This is a genomic window from Pseudoalteromonas sp. CNC9-20, from assembly GCF_022347875.1.
GTDB lineage: Bacteria > Pseudomonadota > Gammaproteobacteria > Enterobacterales > Alteromonadaceae > Pseudoalteromonas > Pseudoalteromonas ruthenica.
On sequence record NZ_JAKRFS010000002.1, the window covers coordinates 86402 to 108046 of the forward strand.

The 21645-nt window shown below is 49.6% G+C and carries 14 protein-coding genes; 10 read left to right on the forward strand and 4 right to left on the reverse strand.

Going from position 1 to position 21645, the window contains the following annotated elements; all coding sequences use genetic code 11:
* Positions 1–33: 33 nt before the first annotated feature.
* On the reverse strand, positions 34–1368 hold the full coding sequence (locus tag MHM89_RS03995) for a GH1 family beta-glucosidase (protein ID WP_239408142.1): 1335 nt from the start codon (positions 1366–1368) through the stop codon (positions 34–36).
* Between the two features lie 153 nt (positions 1369–1521).
* Between MHM89_RS03995 and MHM89_RS04000 the strand changes: the two genes are divergently transcribed.
* Together MHM89_RS04000 and MHM89_RS04005 are read left to right on the forward strand one after the other, a co-directional pair.
* Positions 1522–2763, forward strand: coding sequence for a sugar MFS transporter (locus MHM89_RS04000; RefSeq protein ID WP_239408482.1), 1242 nt, complete (start codon positions 1522–1524; stop codon positions 2761–2763).
* A gap of 2 nt (positions 2764–2765) precedes the next feature.
* Complete coding sequence (locus tag MHM89_RS04005; RefSeq protein ID WP_239408143.1) at positions 2766–5318, forward strand: exo 1,3/1,4-beta-D-glucan glucohydrolase; 2553 nt, start codon at positions 2766–2768, stop codon at positions 5316–5318.
* A gap of 42 nt (positions 5319–5360) precedes the next feature.
* Here the strand turns inward: MHM89_RS04005 and MHM89_RS04010 are convergent, their stop codons facing one another.
* Positions 5361–5912 carry an isoprenylcysteine carboxylmethyltransferase family protein gene (locus tag MHM89_RS04010; protein ID WP_239408144.1) on the reverse strand — a complete coding sequence of 184 codons (552 nt, stop codon included), beginning with the start codon at positions 5910–5912 and terminating at the stop codon, positions 5361–5363.
* A 278-nt stretch (positions 5913–6190) separates the two neighbouring features.
* Here MHM89_RS04010 and MHM89_RS04015 point away from each other — a divergent pair, with 278 nt between their 5' ends.
* A complete protein-coding gene (locus MHM89_RS04015) occupies positions 6191–6382 on the forward strand; it encodes a DUF3185 family protein (protein WP_022944803.1) in 192 nt (63 codons plus the stop codon).
* A 311-nt stretch (positions 6383–6693) separates the two neighbouring features.
* Positions 6694–11079, forward strand: a complete 4386-nt coding sequence (locus tag MHM89_RS04020) for a putative Ig domain-containing protein (RefSeq protein WP_239408145.1) — start codon at positions 6694–6696, stop codon at positions 11077–11079.
* 267 nt (positions 11080–11346) lie between these two features.
* Here the strand turns inward: MHM89_RS04020 and MHM89_RS04025 are convergent, their stop codons facing one another.
* Positions 11347–12693, reverse strand: a complete 1347-nt coding sequence (locus MHM89_RS04025; RefSeq protein WP_239408146.1) for a PLP-dependent aminotransferase family protein — start codon at positions 12691–12693, stop codon at positions 11347–11349.
* Between the two features lie 158 nt (positions 12694–12851).
* On the opposite strand from MHM89_RS04025, the gene MHM89_RS04030 reads away from it, so the two are divergent.
* The 6 genes from MHM89_RS04030 (at position 12852) to MHM89_RS04055 (ending at position 20746) form a co-directional block, all read left to right on the forward strand.
* Positions 12852–13448 carry a LysE family translocator gene (locus MHM89_RS04030; RefSeq protein WP_239408147.1) on the forward strand — a complete coding sequence of 199 codons (597 nt, stop codon included), beginning with the start codon at positions 12852–12854 and terminating at the stop codon, positions 13446–13448.
* 308 nt (positions 13449–13756) lie between these two features.
* Positions 13757–14944, forward strand: coding sequence for an HlyD family efflux transporter periplasmic adaptor subunit (locus MHM89_RS04035; protein ID WP_239408148.1), 1188 nt, complete (start codon positions 13757–13759; stop codon positions 14942–14944).
* Between the two features lie 12 nt (positions 14945–14956).
* Positions 14957–15688: an ABC transporter ATP-binding protein gene (locus MHM89_RS04040; protein WP_045980072.1), complete on the forward strand. Its 732-nt coding sequence runs from the start codon at positions 14957–14959 to the stop codon at positions 15686–15688.
* Positions 15685–18114: an ABC transporter permease gene (locus MHM89_RS04045; RefSeq protein WP_239408149.1), complete on the forward strand. Its 2430-nt coding sequence runs from the start codon at positions 15685–15687 to the stop codon at positions 18112–18114. The genes MHM89_RS04040 and MHM89_RS04045 overlap by 4 nt, the downstream gene beginning before the upstream one ends.
* Positions 18115–18161: 47 nt before the next feature.
* The gene (locus MHM89_RS04050; RefSeq protein ID WP_239408150.1) at positions 18162–19472 is read left to right on the forward strand and encodes a sigma-54 dependent transcriptional regulator; all 1311 of its coding nucleotides are present in this window, start codon (positions 18162–18164) and stop codon (positions 19470–19472) included.
* The gene (locus MHM89_RS04055) at positions 19472–20746 is read left to right on the forward strand and encodes an ATP-binding protein (RefSeq protein WP_239408151.1); all 1275 of its coding nucleotides are present in this window, start codon (positions 19472–19474) and stop codon (positions 20744–20746) included. Before MHM89_RS04050 ends, MHM89_RS04055 begins: the two co-directional genes overlap by 1 nt.
* Here MHM89_RS04055 and MHM89_RS04060 read toward each other — a convergent pair.
* A complete protein-coding gene (locus tag MHM89_RS04060) occupies positions 20733–21605 on the reverse strand; it encodes a cyclase family protein (RefSeq protein WP_235418421.1) in 873 nt (290 codons plus the stop codon). The two genes, MHM89_RS04055 and MHM89_RS04060, sit on opposite strands and share 14 nt — an antisense overlap.
* Between the last annotated feature and the right edge of the window lie 40 nt (positions 21606–21645).

Consider the following 21645-nt stretch of genomic DNA (forward strand, 5'->3'; position numbering starts at 1 on the left):
TCCTTTGAGGCCTAAAGCTAATATAAAGCGCGCTTAGAGTCTATTCTCAAGCAAGCCTTTATATGCCAGCGCACTGTCTTTCAAGGTGCGTTGCTGCGTGTGGTAATCCACATGAACAATACCGAAGCGTTTACTGTAACCAAGCGCCCATTCAAAGTTGTCCATTAACGACCATGCAAAGTAACCACGAATATTGACACCTTGTTCAATGGCATTGTGTACCGCGTTAAGGTGGCTATTAAAGTAATCGATACGTGGCTTATCATAAATGGCGCCATCAACTATCTGGTCATCGAAGGCGGCACCATTTTCGGTAATATACAGTGGCGGCAATGAAAAGCGTTGGTGTAAATCAACCAGTAATTTCTCAAATGCCTCTGGAACCACTTCCCAGCCCATAGCGGTTAATGGCGTTTTCGTGGGTTCACACTGAGCGAACCAACCTTTGCCATCACTGGCAAACACCGCACGAGTGTAATAGTTGATACCAATAAAATCGTTTTTAGCGCTGATAATAGCCATGTCATCGGCGCCAATTTCAGGGCGCACATCTTCAGGCAAGAGTGCCAGCACGTCAGGGTAACGGCCTTCAAGCAGCGGTTGTAAGTACCATAAATTATGATATTGGTCGGCCAATTGCGCCGCATGTGTATCGGCGGCGCTGCTACTTGCGCCGTAGGCAGTAGAAAAGTTCAGCACAATACCGCATTCACTGCTTGGGACCGTGCGTCTAAGTACCTGCATGGCTAAGCCATGAGCAAGCAGCAGGTGGTGCGCCGCTTGGCGACCATAGCGCTGACCCTTTTTGCCGGGCGCATGAATGCCTACCTCGTAACCAAGATACGCAGAGCAAAACGGTTCATTTAACGTTGCATAAGAATAAACCTGCTCACCGAGTGCTTGAGAAATAACATCGGCATACTCAGCAAAGGCATAAGCCGTTTGCCGGTTGAGCCACCCACCTTGGTCTTCTAAATACTGTGGCAGATCCCAGTGATATAAGGTGACAAAGACTTTGATGCCCTGCGCCGTGAGTGCAGCTACTAAATTCTGATAAAAACGGATCCCCTCTTGATTGGGCTGCCCGTGCTCATCCATTACTCTGCCCCAAGCAATTGAGAGCCGATACGCATCGACGCCAAGATTGGCTATGAGCTCGACATCTTGTTGCCAACGGGCGATATGTTCACAGGCGACATCGCCATGACTGCCGTCAACGATAGCACCCGGCTGACGACAAAAGGTATCCCAAATACAAGGTAAGCGCGCTGCTCTTGCCCCCTCTATTTGAAACGAGGACGTCGCGACGCCGTAAATAAAGTCGCGTTGCAACATCTTGGATTCGGTAGGCAAGGTCAATTTAGGCATCTGTGTTACTCAGTCCGTTTGCAACCCTTTTGGGTTTTTATTTGAATTCATGCGCGCTTTCTGTAATTATCAAATAAAAATGTAAGCGCTTTCATAATTAAATGTAAGCGCTTTCCTTAAAAAGATCAATAGGAGAACACCGTGGCCCTATCCATGCAGCAAGAATCTGCGCAGGCGCAGCCATCGAGCAGCGGCGGCAATTACCGTTTTGCGCTGGTTGCACTGACCTCACTATTTTTTATGTGGGGGTTCATTACCTGCCTCAACGACATTTTGATCCCTTACCTCAAAGGGGCATTCGAGCTTAATTACACCCAAGCGATGCTGGTGCAGTTTTGCTTTTTTAGCGCCTATTTTATCGTCTCGCTTCCCGCCGGGAATTTAGTGGGGCGCATCGGCTATCAAAAAGGCATTGTCTTAGGTCTGGCTGTTGCCTGCGTTGGCTGTTTGTTGTTTTACCCGGCAGCAAGCAGTGGCGTTTATGCCCTATTTTTAATCGCGCTGTTCGTATTGGCTGCTGGTGTCACGGTGTTACAGGTGGCGGCCAACCCCTATGTCAGCGCGTTAGGGCCGCAAGAGACTGCGCCGGCAAGGCTGACCATGACCCAAGCGTTCAACTCATTGGGCACCACAGTGGCGCCGTTTTTTGGCTCAATCCTTATCTTTACAGAAGGCGCTGAAGTCATAAAAGGAGACGCTTCAGCAACGCAGGTCCCTTATCTTATGCTCGCCGGCGCACTGCTGTTATTTGCAGGTATTTTTGCCAAATTGACGCTGCCCAAGCTAAGCGGCCAAACAGTGGGAGTCGATGCCGTATCCGGGTCAGCATGGCGTCATCGTAACCTGACCTTAGGCGCACTTGGCATCTTTGTTTATGTCGGCGCTGAAGTGGCTATTGGCAGTACCTTAGTGAACTTTTTCAACCAGGAAAACATCGCCAATATGCATGAAGCGCAAGCGGCAAAATACATTGCCTATTATTGGGGCGGCGCCATGGTAGGACGCTTCATCGGCGCCTTAGTGATGCAAAAAATCTCCGGTCGCACAGTTCTTGCTTTTAACGCCGTCAGTGCCTTTGCCTTGGTACTCATTTCAGTGTTTTTCGATGGCTATCTGGCGATGTGGGCCATTCTTGCCGTTGGTTTATGCAATTCAGTGATGTTCCCCACTATTTTTAGTTTGGCGCTCAATGGTCTGGGCAAGCATACCGCGCAAGGCTCGGGTATTTTGTGTCTGGCCATTGTCGGTGGCGCCATTATTCCGTTGCTGCAAGGCATGCTTGCTGATGGGATTGGGCTACAATGGTCATTCCTGTTGCCAGCACTATGTTATGTGTACATTGCCTACTATGGTCTCAAGGGCGCGACTCCCGCCGTTATCGAATCAGGAAAATAACAATGACAGGTAAAATAAAATATCTAGCCGTCAGCGTGGCGGCATTGGTACTCGGTGCTTGCTCTGAGCAACCACACACCAGTGGCTCAGTCGCTACACCAATCAATAACGACGCTATCTGGCCGAAGAGCGAAAGCACCGTGGCTGAACATCACGATGTGGAAGCGCAAGTTGAAAAGATTTTGGCGGGTATGACGCTGGAACAAAAAATCGCGCAGATGATCCAACCAGAGATCCGCGACATCAGCGTTGAAGACATGCGTCGCTACGGGTTTGGCTCTTACCTCAATGGAGGCGGTGCCTTTCCCAATAACGACAAGCACGCCAAGGTCAGTGATTGGGTTGCGCTCGCTGAAAAAATGTATCAAGCCTCTGTCGATGACTCGCTTGATGGCAGCACCATACCGACGATGTGGGGAACCGATGCAGTGCATGGTCACAATAATGTGATTGGTGCGACCTTGTTCCCGCATAACATTGGTCTTGGCGCCGCTAATAACCCTGAACTTATAGAAAAGATTGCCCGTATCACCGCCAAAGAGGTGCTGGCAACGGGTATAGATTGGGTCTTTGCGCCAACGGTAGCGGCAGTGCGGGATGATCGTTGGGGCCGCACCTATGAAGGTTACTCGGAAGACCCTGAAATAATTCGTGACTACGCCCATGCGATTGTCACTGGCTTACAAGGCAAACCGGGCGAGGGCTTTTTGGGTGAAGGCCAAGTGATCAGCACAGTAAAGCACTTTGTTGGCGATGGCGGCACCGTTAACGGCGACGACCAGGGTGATAACATCAGCTCTGAAGAGCAGCTCTTTAACATTCATGCTGGCGGCTATGTTGGCGGTTTAAACGCCGGGGCGCAATCGGTGATGGCCTCTTTTAATAGTTGGCATGGCGAAAAAATCCATGGCAGTAAGTATCTGCTTACTGAAGTACTAAAAGAAAAGATGGGCTTTGATGGCTTTGTTGTCGGAGACTGGAATGGTCACGGCCAAGTAGAAGGTTGTAGTAACGACAGCTGTGCTCAGTCAATCAATGCCGGACTGGATATCTTTATGGTGCCCGGTGATTGGAAAGCATTGTACAACAACACCTTAGCGCAGGTAAAAAGCGGAGAAATTGCGACCAGCCGGATCGATGATGCGGTGCGTCGCATCCTTCGGGTCAAGCTGCGAGCCGGATTATTTTCCAAGCCTAGCCCAGCTCAACGCCAATACGCCAATAACACCGATTTGATTGGCCAGCAAGCGCACCGCGAGGTAGCACGCCAAGCGGTACGGGAATCGCTGGTGTTACTAAAGAACAAAGGCCAGTTGCTGCCGTTAAAAAGGCAACAGCGGGTGCTCGTTGCTGGCGACGCTGCCGACAATATCGGTAAGCAGTCTGGGGGGTGGACCATCACTTGGCAGGGCACAAACAACGAGAATAAAGACTTTCCAGGCGGCTCGTCTATTTGGGATGGAATCCAAGCTCAAGTTACACAAGGTGGTGGGCAGGCCGTGCTCAGTGTTGATGGTAGCTACCAACAAAAGCCTGATGTGGCCATTGTGGTGTTTGGCGAAGATCCCTATGCCGAAGGTCATGGCGACCGTGCAACTCTGGAGTACCAGAGCGGCGATAAGCGCGATCTAGCGCTGCTTAAACGCCTCAAACAACAAGGTATTGCCGTCGTGTCAGTGTTTATCAGTGGCCGACCTATGTGGGTCAACCCCGAGCTCAACGCCTCTGATGCTTTTGTGGCGGCTTGGTTGCCGGGCTCAGAAGGCCAAGCGGTGGCCGATGTGCTGTTTCGCGATGCTCAAGACCAGGTGCAATACGATTTTAGCGGTCGGTTAAGCTACTCTTGGCCAAAAACCCCCACACAGATTGTTAATCGCGGTGATAGCGATTATCAGCCCTTGCTACCTTATGGTTTTGGCCTCAGCTATGGCGATGACAATGTCTTAAGCGATGAGCTTAATGAGCAAGTTCGCACCGAGGGCGCACAACAGCACGATGTTGCCCTATTTACTGGTACCGTGCAAAAACCGTGGCAGATGGCGCTTTATTCTGGCGAACAAGTGCTCCCTGTGAGTGCCAATACTCACACCTTGGGCGCACTGAGCTATCGCACTATTGATAAACAAGTGCAAGAAGATGCCCGCAAGTTAAGCTTTGATGGCAGCGCTCACGCGGGCATGCGCCTAGCCAGCGAAAGCTATTTCCGCGAAGACTTACAAGCCAAGCTAGGCAGCGAGGCGGTGTTGAGCATGCAGGTCATGGTTGAACAAGCACCCAGTGCTGCGGTGAAGGTGATCATGAATTGTGAGAGCGAAGGCGACACACCGGGCGCATGCCACAGCGAAGTCGATATCAGTGAACAACTGCGTACCCTGCCCGCTAATACGTGGCAGGCACTCAGTATTGATAGCCAATGCTTTACTAAGCAAGGGTTCAAACTTGCCCACACCGTAGTGCCGTTTGAGCTTACGACGCAGGGCAAGTTGATAGTCAGCGTTGCCGATATTCGGCTGCAGAAACAAACGGATAAAGGTGCAACCATCAGTTGCCCTTAATCAGCGCTTATAAAAAGAAAGCGGCCTTGAGCCGCTTTCTTTTTATATCCAGCGCCGTACTTGGCGTTGATAAGTTCGGTAACGCTCACCGAATACCGAACATAAATGCGCCTCTTCAGCTTGGGTTTGTCGATACAAAGTGAGCCAACCGACAATAAGACACAACAGTGAAAACGCTGAAGGCAAAGCCATAAAAAAGCCTAGCTGCGCTATGCCAACCCCAACAAACATAGGGTTACGGGAGATGCTATAAACCCCTTGGGTTTGCAGCAGCTGCGGCCCTTGGCGGTCAATACCACTGCGCCAGTGACGATTAAGGTTTAGGTTAATCAGCGCCGCACTAATAAAACCGCCTGTCATCAATGCCGTGCCGATAATAATAACAGTACTGTTTTGATATAGCGGTTGCAAAATTCCAAGATAACTATCCGCTTGCGGCCAAGGCCAGCGGATCAGGCACACTAACCAAATAGTGATGCGAAACACCCGAAAGGCCATGTGATTCCACCAGTCGCCACAATAGGCTTGCCCAGGAAAAATCAACTCTTCGCCATGTTTGCGCTTTAAAAGCACGATGCGCAATGTGTAAAACACAGCCACGCAAGTGAAAAATATCGCTAAATAGCCTCGGGTGAAGGCCTGCAAAGCGTCTAAATTAATACTAAAAATAACGGTCCCTTATCGTAAAAACGACACCCCCTCAGGCATGAGCGGTGCAAGAATTGAAAAGTGTTAAGATACAAAAAGATAGCACGGTTCATTTAAAACATTAAATACATTGCACATTCATCTGCATTGCATACACTGAATATCAGGCGAGCGAATGCTTGTTCGCTGCAATGAACAATAATCAATAACAATGGAGTTCATTTATGAATGGCAAAATTCTTGGCATTATTTTAATCGTGGTAGGTGTTGCCTTAGTTGCCTGGGGTTATAACGTCTATGATGCAGTAGAGGCTCAGCTAACCCGTACTTTTAGTGGCGACACCCCAATAGAGGCATGGATTGGCATGGTCGGCGGTGCTATCTGCGTGGCTGTGGGTGTTTTTAAGCTAAAATAACGCCCAGTGCGGGCAACCCAGCCCGCCTTTGACACTTACTTTATTCAGCGCCTTTCTTTAATGGCAAAGTAAACACTTTGTTACCTATACACACTCACTTCACTATAAAACGCTCAGCAACTCACCACTTGTTGACGAATCAGCGCTGCCCTTTTTTCAACCAAAAAATAGTAAGTAGTTGTAAAATAACTGCTTATTAAGCATATACTTTAGTATTGGTTTATTGCAAAAAAGGTAAAACCTTTTGACTATAGAGTCATAACTCTATTCAATACATTTCCTTTTTTTGGAACTTTGAATTGGATTAAGTTGTGAACATAACAATTAAAACAACATTCTTTGTCCTTGCTTTAATAACACTTGCGGGCTGTGGCGGTGGCAGTGGCGATAGTGAGCCCAGCGCAGAACCAACTCCTCCGCCAGAGGAAAATACCGAGCAAGGCGGTAATAATACGGCAGTAATAGAAAAATCATTGCGCCTCAATGACGCCCAAGTCGGGGTCCAATATACGCAAAAAATCGCCTTCCAATTACCTGACGCTGTGTATCAATATGAAGTGGAATCCCTGCCCAGCTGGGCCACGTTTAACGAGGCCACTATGGTGCTCTCGGGCACGCCACAAGCCGCTAGCAAAGAACAGGTAGTGATAAATGTGAGTGCCGATGACAACCGTTGGCGCTTCAGTGGTTATCTACAAGTGCAAGCTGCTCAGCCTGTTAACATTGAGACTTTGAATTTGGCAGGAGCCATGACTAATGAGCCGTATTCCTATCAGCTCACTTTAGATTTACCCGAGGGGCAATACACTTATAGTGCAGAGCAATTGCCTGACTGGTTAAGTTTCGATTCGCAAACACTTACGCTCAGTGGCACGGCTACTAGCAACGAACTAGCTCAATTCGTGATTGTCGCAGAGGGCACTCAGGCTACGTGGCGATTTGAATCGACCTTGCCAGTGCGCACTCTAATCGCTAAGCCAATGGCGTTTGCCAGTGGTTTAATCGGCGCGACTTATGAGCAACAGCTGACCTTTGATTTACCCCAAAGCGACTATACATTTAGTGCCGAGACGCTACCAAATTGGCTATCTTTTTCTGAGCAAACACACACTCTCAAAGGCGTTCCGCGCAATGAAGGCCTGTATAACGTTGTTATCGATGCCATCGACCACGCCCATATTTGGCGTCTCTCAGGGGTTATCCCGATTCAACCTCATGGCGATAACGCAGCCACCATCATTCCCCTTGCTAACGGCATCAAAAATGAACCTTACTCACACCTCTTGGATCTTGCGTTACCTGCAGGAAACTATGACTACCAGGTCACGAGCAAGCCGCAATGGTTGCAATTTAACACCTCAGAACAGCGCTTGTCCGGCACGCCGACCTCTGCGGGCGTTTTTGTATTTGCCCTTAATGCGTATCAAAATGAACAGACCTTCTCGTTCAAGGGCGTGATTCAAGTGACTGAAGCTCAGTCGGTGGCACTGACTTTGCCCTCTGCCTCGGTGGGAGCAGATTATGAGCATACCATTTCAGCTTCTTTGCCTGAGGGTGATTACACTTATACAGCAAAAACGTTGCCTTTTTGGGCATCGTTCGATCCCGCCTCGTTGCGGCTGTCTGGGGTTGTTAGCAATAGTAGCAGTCAAGATGTGGTTATCTACGCCAGCAATGGCCTACAGGCATGGCGTCTATACGGTGAAATAGATGTCTCTGGAACAACCACAGTGCTTAACAAACCGCTTGCTCTACCCATGGCTGATGAAGGGCAGGCTTACAGTCATACCGTTGATTTTCAACTGCCATCAGCGCAGTACAGCTATGAGCTTGAGCAAGCGCCGGGATGGCTTAATTTTAATGCGCAAACGCAGGTTTTATCTGGTGTGCCATTAAGTGCGGGCAATAGCCCTGTTGCGATTTGCGTCACCGGCGATGGCAAAGTTTACCTGTATCGCGGTGAGCTGCAGGTAAAAGCGAAAGCCGATACAATCAACAAACCCTTAAACTTACCTTCGGGCATTACGACAGCGGCGTATTACGCACAGGTAAACTACGCACTACCCAGTGGCGACTACCGCTATGAAGTGCTAAACATCCCCTCTTGGCTAAGCTATGACCCCCAACATCACACGGTGACGGGCAAACCAACCCACCCTGGGGTGTTTAACATCGAAGTAAAAGTGGCCTCTGACGAGCAGCAATGGCTGTTTAGCGGCGAGATAGCAATTGAAGATCACAATACCTACCTAAGCCGCGATGTTATCGATTTCTATGCTCGCGATTACAGTTACCAGCCTCGCCAGCTTCGGGATGATCTAAGTGGTGAGCTGGCAGCAGAAATTCAATTTGTGCAGTCACATGCAGTCGCACCTAACAATAATTATCAGCGCAACAGCAGTGATGAAACACTGTCTCGGTACATGCCGAGTGTGGTTGCTCAGCGTGAGGCTTTGATACTTTATTTACCACATGATGGCGAAAACATTGACGGTGTTAGTGCCAAAATAGCCTTAGATGGTCAAGCCGTTTTAGACCTTGATTTGAATCACCCCAACACCTTGCCTCGCGCTGATTTTCAAGGCGGTGACGGTGTCGCCTATTCCACTAATGCTTGGTGGGCAATTTTACCTTGGCAGCATGTTAGAAATGGACTCTCTATTGAGTTCTCCTCCGGGCAAGCTTCAGGCACTCTGAGCGCGGACAGTATTGATATCGCCGATGCTTCGCACATGGTATTTAAAAGTATTCGCTTGGGGATGCTGACATACTACGATGAAAGCAATGGTCATTGGACACTGCGCGATCCTGTTTCTGCTGCCACCGACTATTTTCAAACGCTGCCTATCTCCAGTCTCGTGCTCGCTAGCTACGATGGCCAAGAACTGGATAAAGTGATCATTCGCGATGGGACCATTTACGACAAAGAGCGTGATGTGTCGAGTGCTGTTGAGGGCGGCATTTACTCCGGTGATATGCGTGGCGATGTCGCAAAATCTCAAGTCAGCGTGGGCATAAATATGGCCGATTATGGCTATACCAGCAACAGTATGAACCAACGCTACAGCCATGTGTTCAAGCAAATCACCAACCATCACGCATGGGGGCAATACACTAACGGACGTATCAAACACGGCTTAAGTGGCGGTAACGGAATTGGCACTCTTGTTTCCTCATGGGGCAATGAGGCCAGCCATGAATGGGGCCACGCTTATGGCTTGGGCCACTACCCTGGGCAAGGACTGACCACCGATGGACGCTGGGCTGTGCACCACAGTGACAGTGGCTGGGGATGGATAGCTCATCGCAAACGTATGCGTGCCAATATCACGACTATTAACAGCGATAATACTTTTGGCTTTCATAAAGACGCCATGTCTGGCGGGTGGGAGAATTCGCCTTTCTCTGTGTATACCTATTACACCGGCTTTACAGCTCGTATTATTCAAAATAATGTCGCTGGCTTCCCGGTACCGGATGCTAGCTACGAGTCTGGCTATAAAAAGTGGGATAGTGACAGCGGCACTTACACACAGCACATTTCCTCACATCCAGCGCCTGTTAAGGTAGGAGTCCCGGTGGCGACGATTCTTGGGGGATACGATCCCGATGGCAATAACGCTCTCATCTACCCAGTGTTTCATGGCAATTACGGTAATATATACGATTTACCAGCGCCCGATTTGAGTGCTAGCGACGATGAATGCTGGGTGAGTGTCAGTAATGCGGCCGGTGAGCAGCGGCAGATCAAAGTATCAGCAACACGCCATGCGAGTAATTCCATCAACCAATTGCACTTTAATGTAGAGGCGCAATTTAAGCCCACCCAAGCGGTGCTCACTTGCCGCAGAGATGGCACTGATGTAGAACTCACCCGCACTCAGTTCAACGGGCTTATTCCTGAACTACCGGTCGTTGCCCAAGTTGGTCAAGAACACGGCTTTAAGCAATTGAAAGATCGCGAGTTCGAAGAAATCGAGGCCGAGCTACAGGCGCTAAGCGACGATGCCAGCTTCTTACCTGCCAGTGTTGCCTATAAAGTGGCAAGCTATGAACTAACGGAGCTATTACCTAATTTGAGTGAGTCTAGCCGTGCCAAGTTAACGCGTATTCATAACTTGGAAGCAGCGGTGCAAGGCCTGCGCGCACTCATTGCCCATGCCCAAGCTCAAGGGTTAGACGCACCGACCTTTAAACAACGCGTGCTGACGCACTTGTTAGCCGAAGGGTTGAGCGATAGCAGTGACCTGACATTATCAGGCAGTGAGATACATGGTAATAACTACTTTTTTAGTCACGATGGTAACGCAGGAAGCAATGTGCAGTTAGTTGCCCGCACTGACGATAATCAAGGCCAACGCACGCAATGGGTCTTTGACGATTTAGGTCGCCTGCATCCAGTCGCCACGCCTTGGCTATGCGCCGAGCAGGTGGGTAGTGGTGTCAATCTAACATCATGCTCAACCAGCAATACCGCCCAACAGTGGCTATTTAATGCAACCAACCCTTGGGTTATTAAAAACGTCTCAACCAGTAAGTGCTTGGACTTTGATCGCACCAACATCAAGCTGATTCCTTACGGGTGCCATGGCGGTTGGAACCAGAAATGGTATAACTTGAGCTTCAATAGTGAGCTGTGGCTCTCTTTATTAAATGCCAATGAGCTCAAAGTATTGCATGAGCTGTTATTAAACTAGGTCTTACACAAAAAAGGAGCATTGGCTCCTTTTTCTTCTTTAAAACAGCACAACTGCCGCTAAGGCTTTCAATTTAGAAGGCACCAAGAGCGCTCAGCGTTGAAATCGCCCAAAAAGCCTCTTCATTTCTATGTTGAAAATCTATAGATAACTCTGCTTCGCGCTTGGGTAATGGAAAGGGGGTTTACAGTTTATCGCTCTCAGCATACTCCCACCTTAAAGCGTACGGATTTCGCGCGTCATATCTACCGAACTCTCATTGTGCGGCTAACGCACACAGGAGCGCACGATTTCTAACCCTGCACGCAACTCATCGCGGGTTTTTGGCCCGGTCAGCGAAAGTCGAATGGCATTAGCCTGGCCATAACCGCCAACGCAAAACTGTTGTCCCGAGCGTACCCTCACTCCGAGCTCATATAATTGTTTAGTAACCTGCTCGGCTTGATGCTGTGGCGGTAGTGTTAACCAATAATTGAAGCCCTGGATAACATGATCTGCAGGGCGCTCTAGATGTTGCGTTAGAATCCGGTAGCGAGCCCGCAGTTCCATCGCAATGTGGTTATCAACTTCCTCCATGGCACCGCTACATAGCCAGCGGCAAATAAGATCGATAAGTATCGGACTGACATGCATACACGTGGAGCGAAGTGCTTTTAATAGCGGCACCCGTAAATTAGCTGGCAACACTAAATAGCCGACACGAACACCACCGGCAAAGTATTTAGAGAAGCTGCCAACATAAACAGTAATATCAGGCGCTATGCTAACGAGCGGCAGCTGCCGCTGTTCAGGTGGGCAGTACATCACGCCATCTTCGATGATCAATACATCAAAGCGCCGGCAAATATCAATTATTTCCAGACGACGTTGCGCACTAAGTTGCACCGCCGTTGGGTTTTGAACATTAGCAGTAAGGTATAGCAATCGTGGCCGATGACGCTGACATTGCAGTAATAAATCCTCTGCTACCAAGCCCTGCTCGTCTATCGCCACGGGCTGAAGACGGCGCTCTAGTTGCGCACAACTATGAATAAACTCCCCATAGCATAACCCTTCAGTGAGCACCGTATCGCCACTGCGAGTCAAAGCTTGAAGGATAACGCTTAAACCATGCTGGCCCCCATATGTCCATTGCACCCGCTCTGGCGTTAACTTGCTATGCCAACGCTGATTAAGCCACTGTCGCAAGGTATCACTGTGGCCGCACAAACCATCGGCACTGAAATAATCCAAGATGGCTGATTGTGCTTGTGGTTGTCCCAGCATCTGCTGCAAAGCGTTATGTAGGTGCTGCTGTTGGCTGACGATCAGTGGTCGGCACAGCGACAGATCGATGCCCTGCTGAGAATCAAGGGGGTGGTAATAGCTATCAGCACTGAGTGCTTCCTTAACATAAGTACCGCTGCCCACGACTGACAACGTTTTGCCTAATAAAGACAGCTCCTGGTAAGCGCGCGTGACCGTGCCTACGGTAACCCCTAATTGGTAAGAAAGGATACGCTGTGAGGGAAGCTTAGTTCCCGCTTTGATTTCACCGTTATCAATCATATCCGCGTAGGCTTCAGCCAACGCTTTATATTTTGGGCCCTTGCGCCCATGCAATTGCGGGAGCACCCTGCCTCCAATGTTACCCAGACACTTTTATTAACTAACAAGAATATGTGAGGGCTGCGTTAAAGTGAATAGTTTAAATGTCATGGTGACGCATCAATGCTCTCTCTTTGCGTAAAAAATTGCTTAGCATAGGCTCGTTCACCCATACAGGAGCCGCTATGACCTTAACCGTTATGTTTTCTTTAGCCCTATTTACGCTTTTTGTTGCTATCACGCCAGGACCCAATAACCTGTTGCTCGCCGGCTCTGGCGCCCAGTTTGGGATACGTAAAACTGTGTCACATTTAATAGGCATTCGCTTGGGCCTGAGTGTCATGCTGCTAGTATGCGCCAGCGGTTTCAGCTCCATCCTAACAACAAGCCCCATACTGGCTGCCACACTAAAATATCTAGGGCTGGGGTATATGCTCTGGCTGGCTTTGGCAATGCTGCGTCACCAAAAGATAGGCAACACACCTAGCAGTAGCAGTCCATTTTCTGTAACCCAAGCGGCGGTATTCCAGTGTGTAAATATCAAATCCTGGACCGCCAGTATGACCGTCATTGCAAGCTTTAGCCAAAGCACTCATTATTGGCTGTCAGTCGCGTGTATTATCACCATATTTATCATCGTCGGGCTGTTCGCTAATCTTTGTTGGGTGTGGCTCGGTAAAAAGGCTGCGGCCCTACTGACGACCGAAAAGCGTACACGAACCTTTTACGCCACCTTGTGCGTTCTGACCATTATGAGCATGGTGCCCTTGGTTGTAACCTAATAGATCGACATAGCTAACTGAATAACTAGTATATTACGGTGCAGCGGCTGCACGAGGCTAAAGCCGCTCACTCGCTCCCTTTGATGAGTCACTCAATTCCCACTTTTACTATTGCGCTCTCCCACAGGCGGGAAAAACCAGCGCCACGTATATAAAATACTTATATATTTCATAGTGTTAAAAACTGGCATAGCTTTCGCTAAAGGCTAGGTATCGTATTCATTAACCTGTTGTCATCTATGGACATCAAACACAGCTTAGCGAAAAACAAAACCTCCTCGCGCCGGCCTTTAATTTATGGGGCAGCCTTGGCTGTTCTGATCATCATAACGGCGAGTATCGGCTTTTCATGGCGCAGCCAAAGTATTGATCTCAATGCCCTGACGCTTGCCACCGTGCAGCAAGGCCCTCTCAATACTCAGGTATCGGGGTATGGCGAATTGCGCTCTAAATATACACGGTTTTTAACCGCCAACCACCAAGCCCAAGTTGAGCAGGTGGTATTACGCCCCGGCGCACGCGTCACCAAAGACGATGTTATTTTACGCCTTAGCAACCCGAGCTTGGAGCAGCGATTAAATCGAGCCCGTCTTGCTTTAGCACGACAACGAGCCAACTTTGAGGCATTAAAGCTTGCCCAGCAAAGCGAGCAACTCACTGCCCAAGGTAACCTCACCTTGCTAAAAAGCGAGCTCGCCGGAGCCAAACTACGCGCTCAAGCTGAAGGCCAGCTCATAGCCGAGGGCATCGTCTCTATGCTTGATCATAAGCGCTCGCAGCTACGCGTTGCGCAGCTGAGTGAGCGGGTAGCGTTGAGCGAACAACAAATGCAGCAGATGCAGGCTTTACATCAAAAGCGCTTAGATGTTGAGAGTGAATTGGTTGAGGAGTTTAGTTTAGCCTTTGCCAGTGCCCAAGCCGATGTCGACAAATTGCAGGTGCGTGCCGGCATCAATGGCATGCTGCAACAACTGCAGGTGGAACAAGGTCAATCGGTTCAAGTGGGCGCACCGCTGGCCGTGGTTGGCAGTGAACATGAATTGCTAGCCGATTTGCTGGTCAACGAGCGCGATGCCAGTCAGATCGTGGTCGGCCAGCAGGCGATCATCGATACCTTTACGGATACAGTAGCTGCACAGGTCAGCCGCATCGACCCGATTGTCCGTGACGGCCGCGTTGCCATCGAGCTGGAGCTGGCAGCGGATTTACCTAGCAACGCCCGCCCAGCGTTGACCATCGAAGGCGAGATCATCACCGATACCTTAGAGCATGCTCGGCACTTGCGCCGCCCCAGTTATGTCGATGCCGAGCAAAGGCGCCCATTGTTTATCGTCGACCCCGCCGCAAATCAATTAGTCCAAGCCGAGCTGGAGTTTGGTAAACTCGCAGGAGACAGCATTGAGCTGCGCAGCGCGTTGCCCGCTGGCACCCAAGTTGTGATTTCGGATATGGGCGAATACATGCACTTACAAAAACTAACAACCGTTTCCCATTAACAGGATGTCATTATGCAAACCAAGCCAATCATTGAATTACAACAAGTGTCGAAGGTATACACCAGCGACGATGTCGAAACCCATGCGCTACGCAATATCGACCTCAAAATCTATAAAGGCGATTATGTTGCCATCAGCGGCCCTTCTGGCTGTGGCAAATCCACCCTGTTGAGCCTAATGGGGCTGCTCGATGATATTAGCGCTGGCCGCTATTACATTGAGGGCGTGGACACCCAAAGCCTCGATATGGATACCCAAGCCGAACTAAGAAACTTGCATATAGGGTTCATTTTTCAATCGTTTAACCTTATTGATGAGCTGAGTGTCTTTGCCAATGTGGCTTTACCCTTGCAGTACCGCGAGCCGGCCTTAAGTAAAGATGAAATACGCCAACGTGTGGAGCACGCGCTCGCCCAAGTGGAGATCAGCCACCGCGCCGGGCATCGCCCAAACCAACTCAGTGGTGGTCAGCAGCAGCGTGTCGCCATCGCTCGGGCGCTGGCGGGCACACCCAGTATCTTGCTGGTCGATGAGCCAACCGGCAACCTCGATTCTAAAAATGGCGATGCGGTAATGGCTTTGTTGAGCGAGCTAAACCAGCAAGGCACCACCATATGCATGGTCACCCACGACCCCCGCTATGCCGGTTACGCCAAAAAACAAATCAAATTACTCGATGGCGAAATGATGCATCGTGATGCAGGCCTGAGCAGTGAGGCCAATACCGAGCTGGAGGCCGTATGATGACCCGCTTACGCATGCATTTACATATGGCTCTGCTGTCGCTGCGCCAAACGCCCGGTTTTGTTGCTGCGGTAGTCGCAACCTTAGCCATCACTCTGGCGTGTTTTTTCGTGGTGATGAGCTTATTCAGTAGCTATTTTGTGGCGCCCCTCAATGTTGAACAAGAATCACGTTTAGTCATTGTCGAGCAAGACAATATCTACCCGGATTACAACAGCCCGGGGTTTCAAAGTTTTCAATCGGTGCTGCATTGGTATGAAACACAAACCTCCTTTAGCCGCCAGGCCTTAGTGAACTCCGGTGAAGATGTCATCAGTAACCTGCCAGGGGAGCCACGTATCGCCATCACCTATGCCAGTGACGGCTACTTTGAGCTGTTTCGTGTGCCTTTAGCATTAGGACAGCATATGAGCCGACAACAGCGTGTGCAGGAGCCGCTGGATGAAGTGCTGATCTCTTATGACTTTTGGCAACGTTATTACGGCGGCGATGACAATGTGATTGGGCAAACCTTAGTGAAGCTAGATAAGCACTATCGCATTGTCGGTGTGGTTGCCAAAAACTACCAAGATCCCTATATGTTCAACCGGGGTGACAATCAGCTGTGGTTCAAATTTAGCGCGGATGCGCGCTACTTTAACGATGACAACCCAAGCGCTTGGTGGAACCTATTTCGGGGTATGAAACTAGTGGGCGTGCTTAAACCAGGGGCCACCAAAGCTTCAACTGAAGCCGAGCTTTACCAAAATATTCAGGAAATTAAAGCGCAGTGGAAAGAGGAGTTTGATGAACTGGATGACCTCAAACCCATTGTCACTCCCTTTCGCCAAGCCGAGTTGGGCGACAACGACGATTTGGCGATTATGCTCCTTGCCGGAGTCACAGGGTTAGTGCTTATTGCGCTGTTAAATGTCAGCAATTTATTCATTGCCCGCGCCGTAGCCAAACATAAAACACTGGCATTGCAAGCGGTGTTGGGGGCTAAACGTAAAACCCTCTTTGCCAGTATTTTAAGTGAAACCTTCGTGCTTATGGCCTCCGCCGTAGCCATCGCCTTATTTATCGCCGCCTGGGGCGTGAAGCTCTTTAAGTGGGTGAGCAGCGGGCATTTGCCACTGGTTCACACCGTCGGCATTGATATTACCGTGGTTTCCAGCGCACTGATTCTCTGCATCTTATTGGCCTTGCTCTTTGCTTGGATCACCAGTCGCCTGATTAACTTTAAGCAGTTACGCTCACAGGTACAGTCCTCTGGTAAAGGGGCGGTCAGCCAAGTTAGCATGCGCACCGTAAAATGGATGATTGCTATTCAGCTGTTCCTCGCCACCAGTTTAGTGATAACGGCGACCATGGTGCTGCACAAAAGTGTGGAAACATTGCAGCGGCCACTGGGTAGCCGAGTTGATAACATTTACCAGGTGATGGTGTTTATCGAAAAAAATCGGGATGAGCTCAGTAAACGCTACGATGATTTACAAAAATTCCTTCACGCCGCAGAGCAAATTCCCGGAGTCAAAGCGGTTGCACACGGGCAAAGCCCAGTTGATAGAGGCAAACGCGCCAGCACCATTACCGATATGTCCGGCACAGGCTCTATTTTCATCCCGCAAACTTGGGTTGGCCAAGATTACTTCGAATTTACCGGGTTGAAAATTATTGAGGGCCGTAATTTTAGTGAGGCGGCTATTCGCGGCGAAAAGCATGAGTTCTTGGTCACCAAGGCAGTGAATGATTTGCTTAAGCCGGAAGGCTCACTGATTGGCGAGAAGTTTTACAGCTTCGACCCTGACAACCCAGTAGAAGTGGTTGGCATCACCGAAAACTTTAACCACCCCAAGTTCTATGATGAGGACCTAGGACGGCATTTATGGTGGCCTGCTCAGCCTTATGGCTTTGCGATCATGATAGAGATGCAGCCCGGCCAGCAGCTGCAAAGAGAAACAGTATTTCAAGCCATGCAGCAGGTCAGTAACCGTGCCGGCATATGGACTTTTAAGTCTTTAGAGGAGCAATACGCAGCCATCACTCATTTAGACAAAGTGACCTTGATGCTGTGCACTGCACTGGGCGTATTTACCCTGTTGCTCGCCGGTATCGGTATTTATGGGGTGCTCAGTTATAACCTCAGATTACGTCGCTATGAACTGGGTATGCGCATGGCCTTAGGTGCCAAACGTAAATTGTTATATCGTCAACTTATTAAGGATACTATTATGCCGTTGGTTGCTGCATTTTTATTGGCCCTGGGAGTATCCTTGGGCGGTTACGTCCTATTTCAACAGTCGGTGATGCTGTGGCTGTCTCTCAATCCGCTGTGGTTGCTTTTCGTCAGCGCTGCAATTATCGTTTTCGCACTGGCTTCGGTCATCTGGCCCATGCGACAACTAATACACGACAAGCCCATGGCGGCATTAAAACAACAATAAAGAATCAGGGGGCCCTGCGCCCCTTAGTTATTAGGAATACCCTGTACATGGCACGTATACTTATAATTGACGATCAGAGCGATGTGCGCCTAAGCGCCCGCATTGCGCTTGAGAGTGATAATCACCACTGCATAGAGGCTGACTCTCCCACAGCCGCGCTCAGCCAGCTTAACCGCCATCAGGTTGATTTAGTCTTACTGGACATGAATTTCACCAAAGACACCACCTCTGGCAAAGAAGGCTTGGCCTTTCTCGATAGCTTGCGGCAATGTTCTCGGCGCATCGCAGTGGTGGTGATCACCGCCTATGCCAATGTCGAATTAGCCGTCAAAGCAATGCAATTAGGGGCTTGTGATTTTGTTGAAAAACCCTGGCAAAACCGCCGTTTAGTAAATGCTGTGCGCAAGCATTTGCCTCATGACAATAGCGAGGCCAATGACCGCTTTCTGGCCTTTTCAAAAAAGACGCAAACCTTGATTGAAAACGCCAAGCGTATTGCTGCAACCAACGCCAATGTACTCATTACCGGTGAGAATGGCACCGGTAAAAGCATGCTGGCTAAGCTCATCCACCAGCATAGCGATAAAGCCGATGCGCCCTTTGTCAGCGTCAATATGGCCGCTATCCCGGAGAACCTCTTCGAAAGTGAGTTATTCGGCCACAGTAAAGGCGCGTTCACCGATGCCAAAGAAGCGCGTACCGGGCGCTTTACCCTAGCGCAATCGGGCACTTTGTTTTTAGATGAAATAGGCACCTTGCCCCTGGCGCTGCAAGCGAAGTTATTACGGGTATTAGAAAGTGGCGAATACGAAGTGCTTGGCAGCTCCACCACCTTGCACAGCGATGCGCGGGTGATCTCTGCCACTAATGCGGATTTACAAGCGGCTATTGCCGACGGTGATTTTCGCCAAGACCTACTGTACCGACTCAATACCTTGGTCCTTACTTTGCCGCCGCTGCGCCAACGCAGTGACGAGCTCGCCAGCCTTGCCGATCATTTTATTCGCATCCACTGCCAGCGTTACCAGCTGCCTGTAAAAACCTTAAACAGCTGTGCCCTAGACAAACTTAGCGCTTATCAGTGGCCAGGAAACATGCGCGAGCTCTCACATGTGTTGGAGCGCAGTGTGATCATGAGCGACGCTGATAGCCTCAGCGCTGAGCATATCGTCTTGCAACCTCACCAAGATATTGATTCGAGCCTACCGCTAATGAACTTAGAGGAAGCGGAAAAACGCATGATCAGCAACGCCATCGCTCATTTTGACGGTAATGTGGTCGCCGCCGGTGAGTTTTTAGGGTTGAGCAAATCCGCCATGTACCGACGCTTAGATAAATATCAGCTGGGCAACCAATAATGGCGCGCTCAAGCTCTTTAGAGCGACGCTTTATCATCCTTGCAGCCATCCCGCTAGGCACCCTATTGGTGCTGTTATTGGCCATCGGTGTTTACCTGCGATTGGATACACTGAGCCAAGTAACGCTGCTATTGCTGGTTTTAGGCCCCTGTATTTGGGCACTCTGTAGTTTGTATCAAACCGTGTTCGACGCTTTTGATAGCGTCGCGGTGCAGCTAGATAGCCTCGCAAGTGAGGAATTTACAGTGTGGCATTTTGCCCGGTATCGACATGGGCGCATTTATGCTTTGAAAGAGGATTTGCGCCGTATTGCTACCCGCATTAGTAATAAGCGTGCAGAATACGCGCACCACGAAAGCTTTGTGTTTGACTTGGTAAACGAGCTGCACTCGCCAGTGGTGGTGCTTGATGGTCATGCTCAGGTGTATCATGCCAACCCCGCGGCATTAGCTCACTATCATCAAGACTCACTGCTAGGTGTAGCGACCAAAGAGCTTGGCTTATATCGTCATCAGCATCAATGGCAGTTGCATCAAGGGCAGCATCAAACACGCTACAAAATTGACTGTCATAGCCTAAAGCGAGGCGCTCGTCATTATCAACTTTTGGTCTATGTGTCGATTGAACAACCTCTAAGAAACACCGAAAAAGAGGCCTGGCAAAAGTTGGTCAAGGTACTGAATCATGAAGTGCGTAACTCGCTGACGCCAATTTATTCGTTAACCCAGTCGCTGCGCGAGCAGCAACAGGCGCACTCATTGCAAGCGCAAATGCTTGAGGTGATAGAAAAACGCGCGCAACATCTACTCAACTTTGTTGCCAGTTATTCAAAGCTATCGCAGCTGCCACAACCGCAACTGCAAGCGATACCAATCACCGAGCTGGTTAGCCGCTTACAGGTGCTGCTGCCGCACATAGACATTGACTGCCAAAGCCATAGCGGCCGTTTGTTAATCGACCCAGAGCAACTGGAGCAAGCATTGCTTAATTTGGTGCGTAATGCCGAGCAGGCCAATACCCTTAGCGGCACCGAAGGCATACGCTTAGCGATTAGTAAGCACAACCAGTGGCAACTCAAGCTGTATGATAATGGCCCTGGCATAGATAATTCCGATAACCTATTTGTGCCATTTTACTCCACCAAAACCCAAGGCACTGGCATTGGATTAGTATTGAGTAGAGAGATAATTAGAGCTCAAGGCGGTGAGTTAACACTTACCAACCACTCTCAAGGTGGGGCGTTAGCGCAAATATGTTTACCTAAGGCAAAATAGCAAAAGCGTTCACCGCCATTCCCGTAGCTCCACGAACACGAGGCGGGTTTAGCACCAACATAAACTCATTGCTTTTGCCCTTTGCAAGCGCCTCGCTGAGCGCTTCTAAGTTAAGGTTTTCAACAATATAAATACCATGTTGTGCGAGTAAAATGCGGTGTGCGGGAAAACGCGTTCCACTCTCAGGCACCACCTCGAAACTCAGTTGATCAGCGCCTGCTAAGAATACGTGTTGCTGTGCTAGCCACTGTGCCGCACTCTGCCCTGGGCCCGGGCGAGGCCCGAGGTAAGTTGCATTGTCAGTATTAAAAAACTGGCCAAAACCGGTGCGGATCAACACCGACATCCCAGCCTTAATGCGAACCTGTTGTGCTTTGGCTGTATCCTGCAAATCCTTTACGGTAATTTCGTATCCGCCAGGTAAGTGTGACACCCCTTTAAAACGCGCCACATCAAGTAACGCGGCACGATTAAGTAAGCGCTCGCGAGGATATTGCTCAATGCCAAGTTCCTTAAGGCCCCGAGCGCCATCGATAGCATCGGTGCTGATGCCACCATAGGCCTGGCCGTTGTGGCCAATATGGCCAATGGCATCAAGGTTGGGCGCGCCATGCTGGCCGCTAAAATACATAATGTCGGCGGCAAAAGAGAGCTCGGGGATCATCCCTTGGGTATCTTGATGATTATCCATCAGCGCCAACGCATAAGGGGGATTAAAACTCAAAAGCGGTGAGTTATGATCCCACACATGATTGAGCTCAATAATGCGTGCTTTGGATAAACTCTCCAATAACTTAGCTTGGGCACCTAAACCGCTGTGAGTAAACATCAATGCAGCGAGTAACAGTATATATTTCATAGCGTTTCCCTGTTGTGATTGTGACATCCTGCTTGAGTAT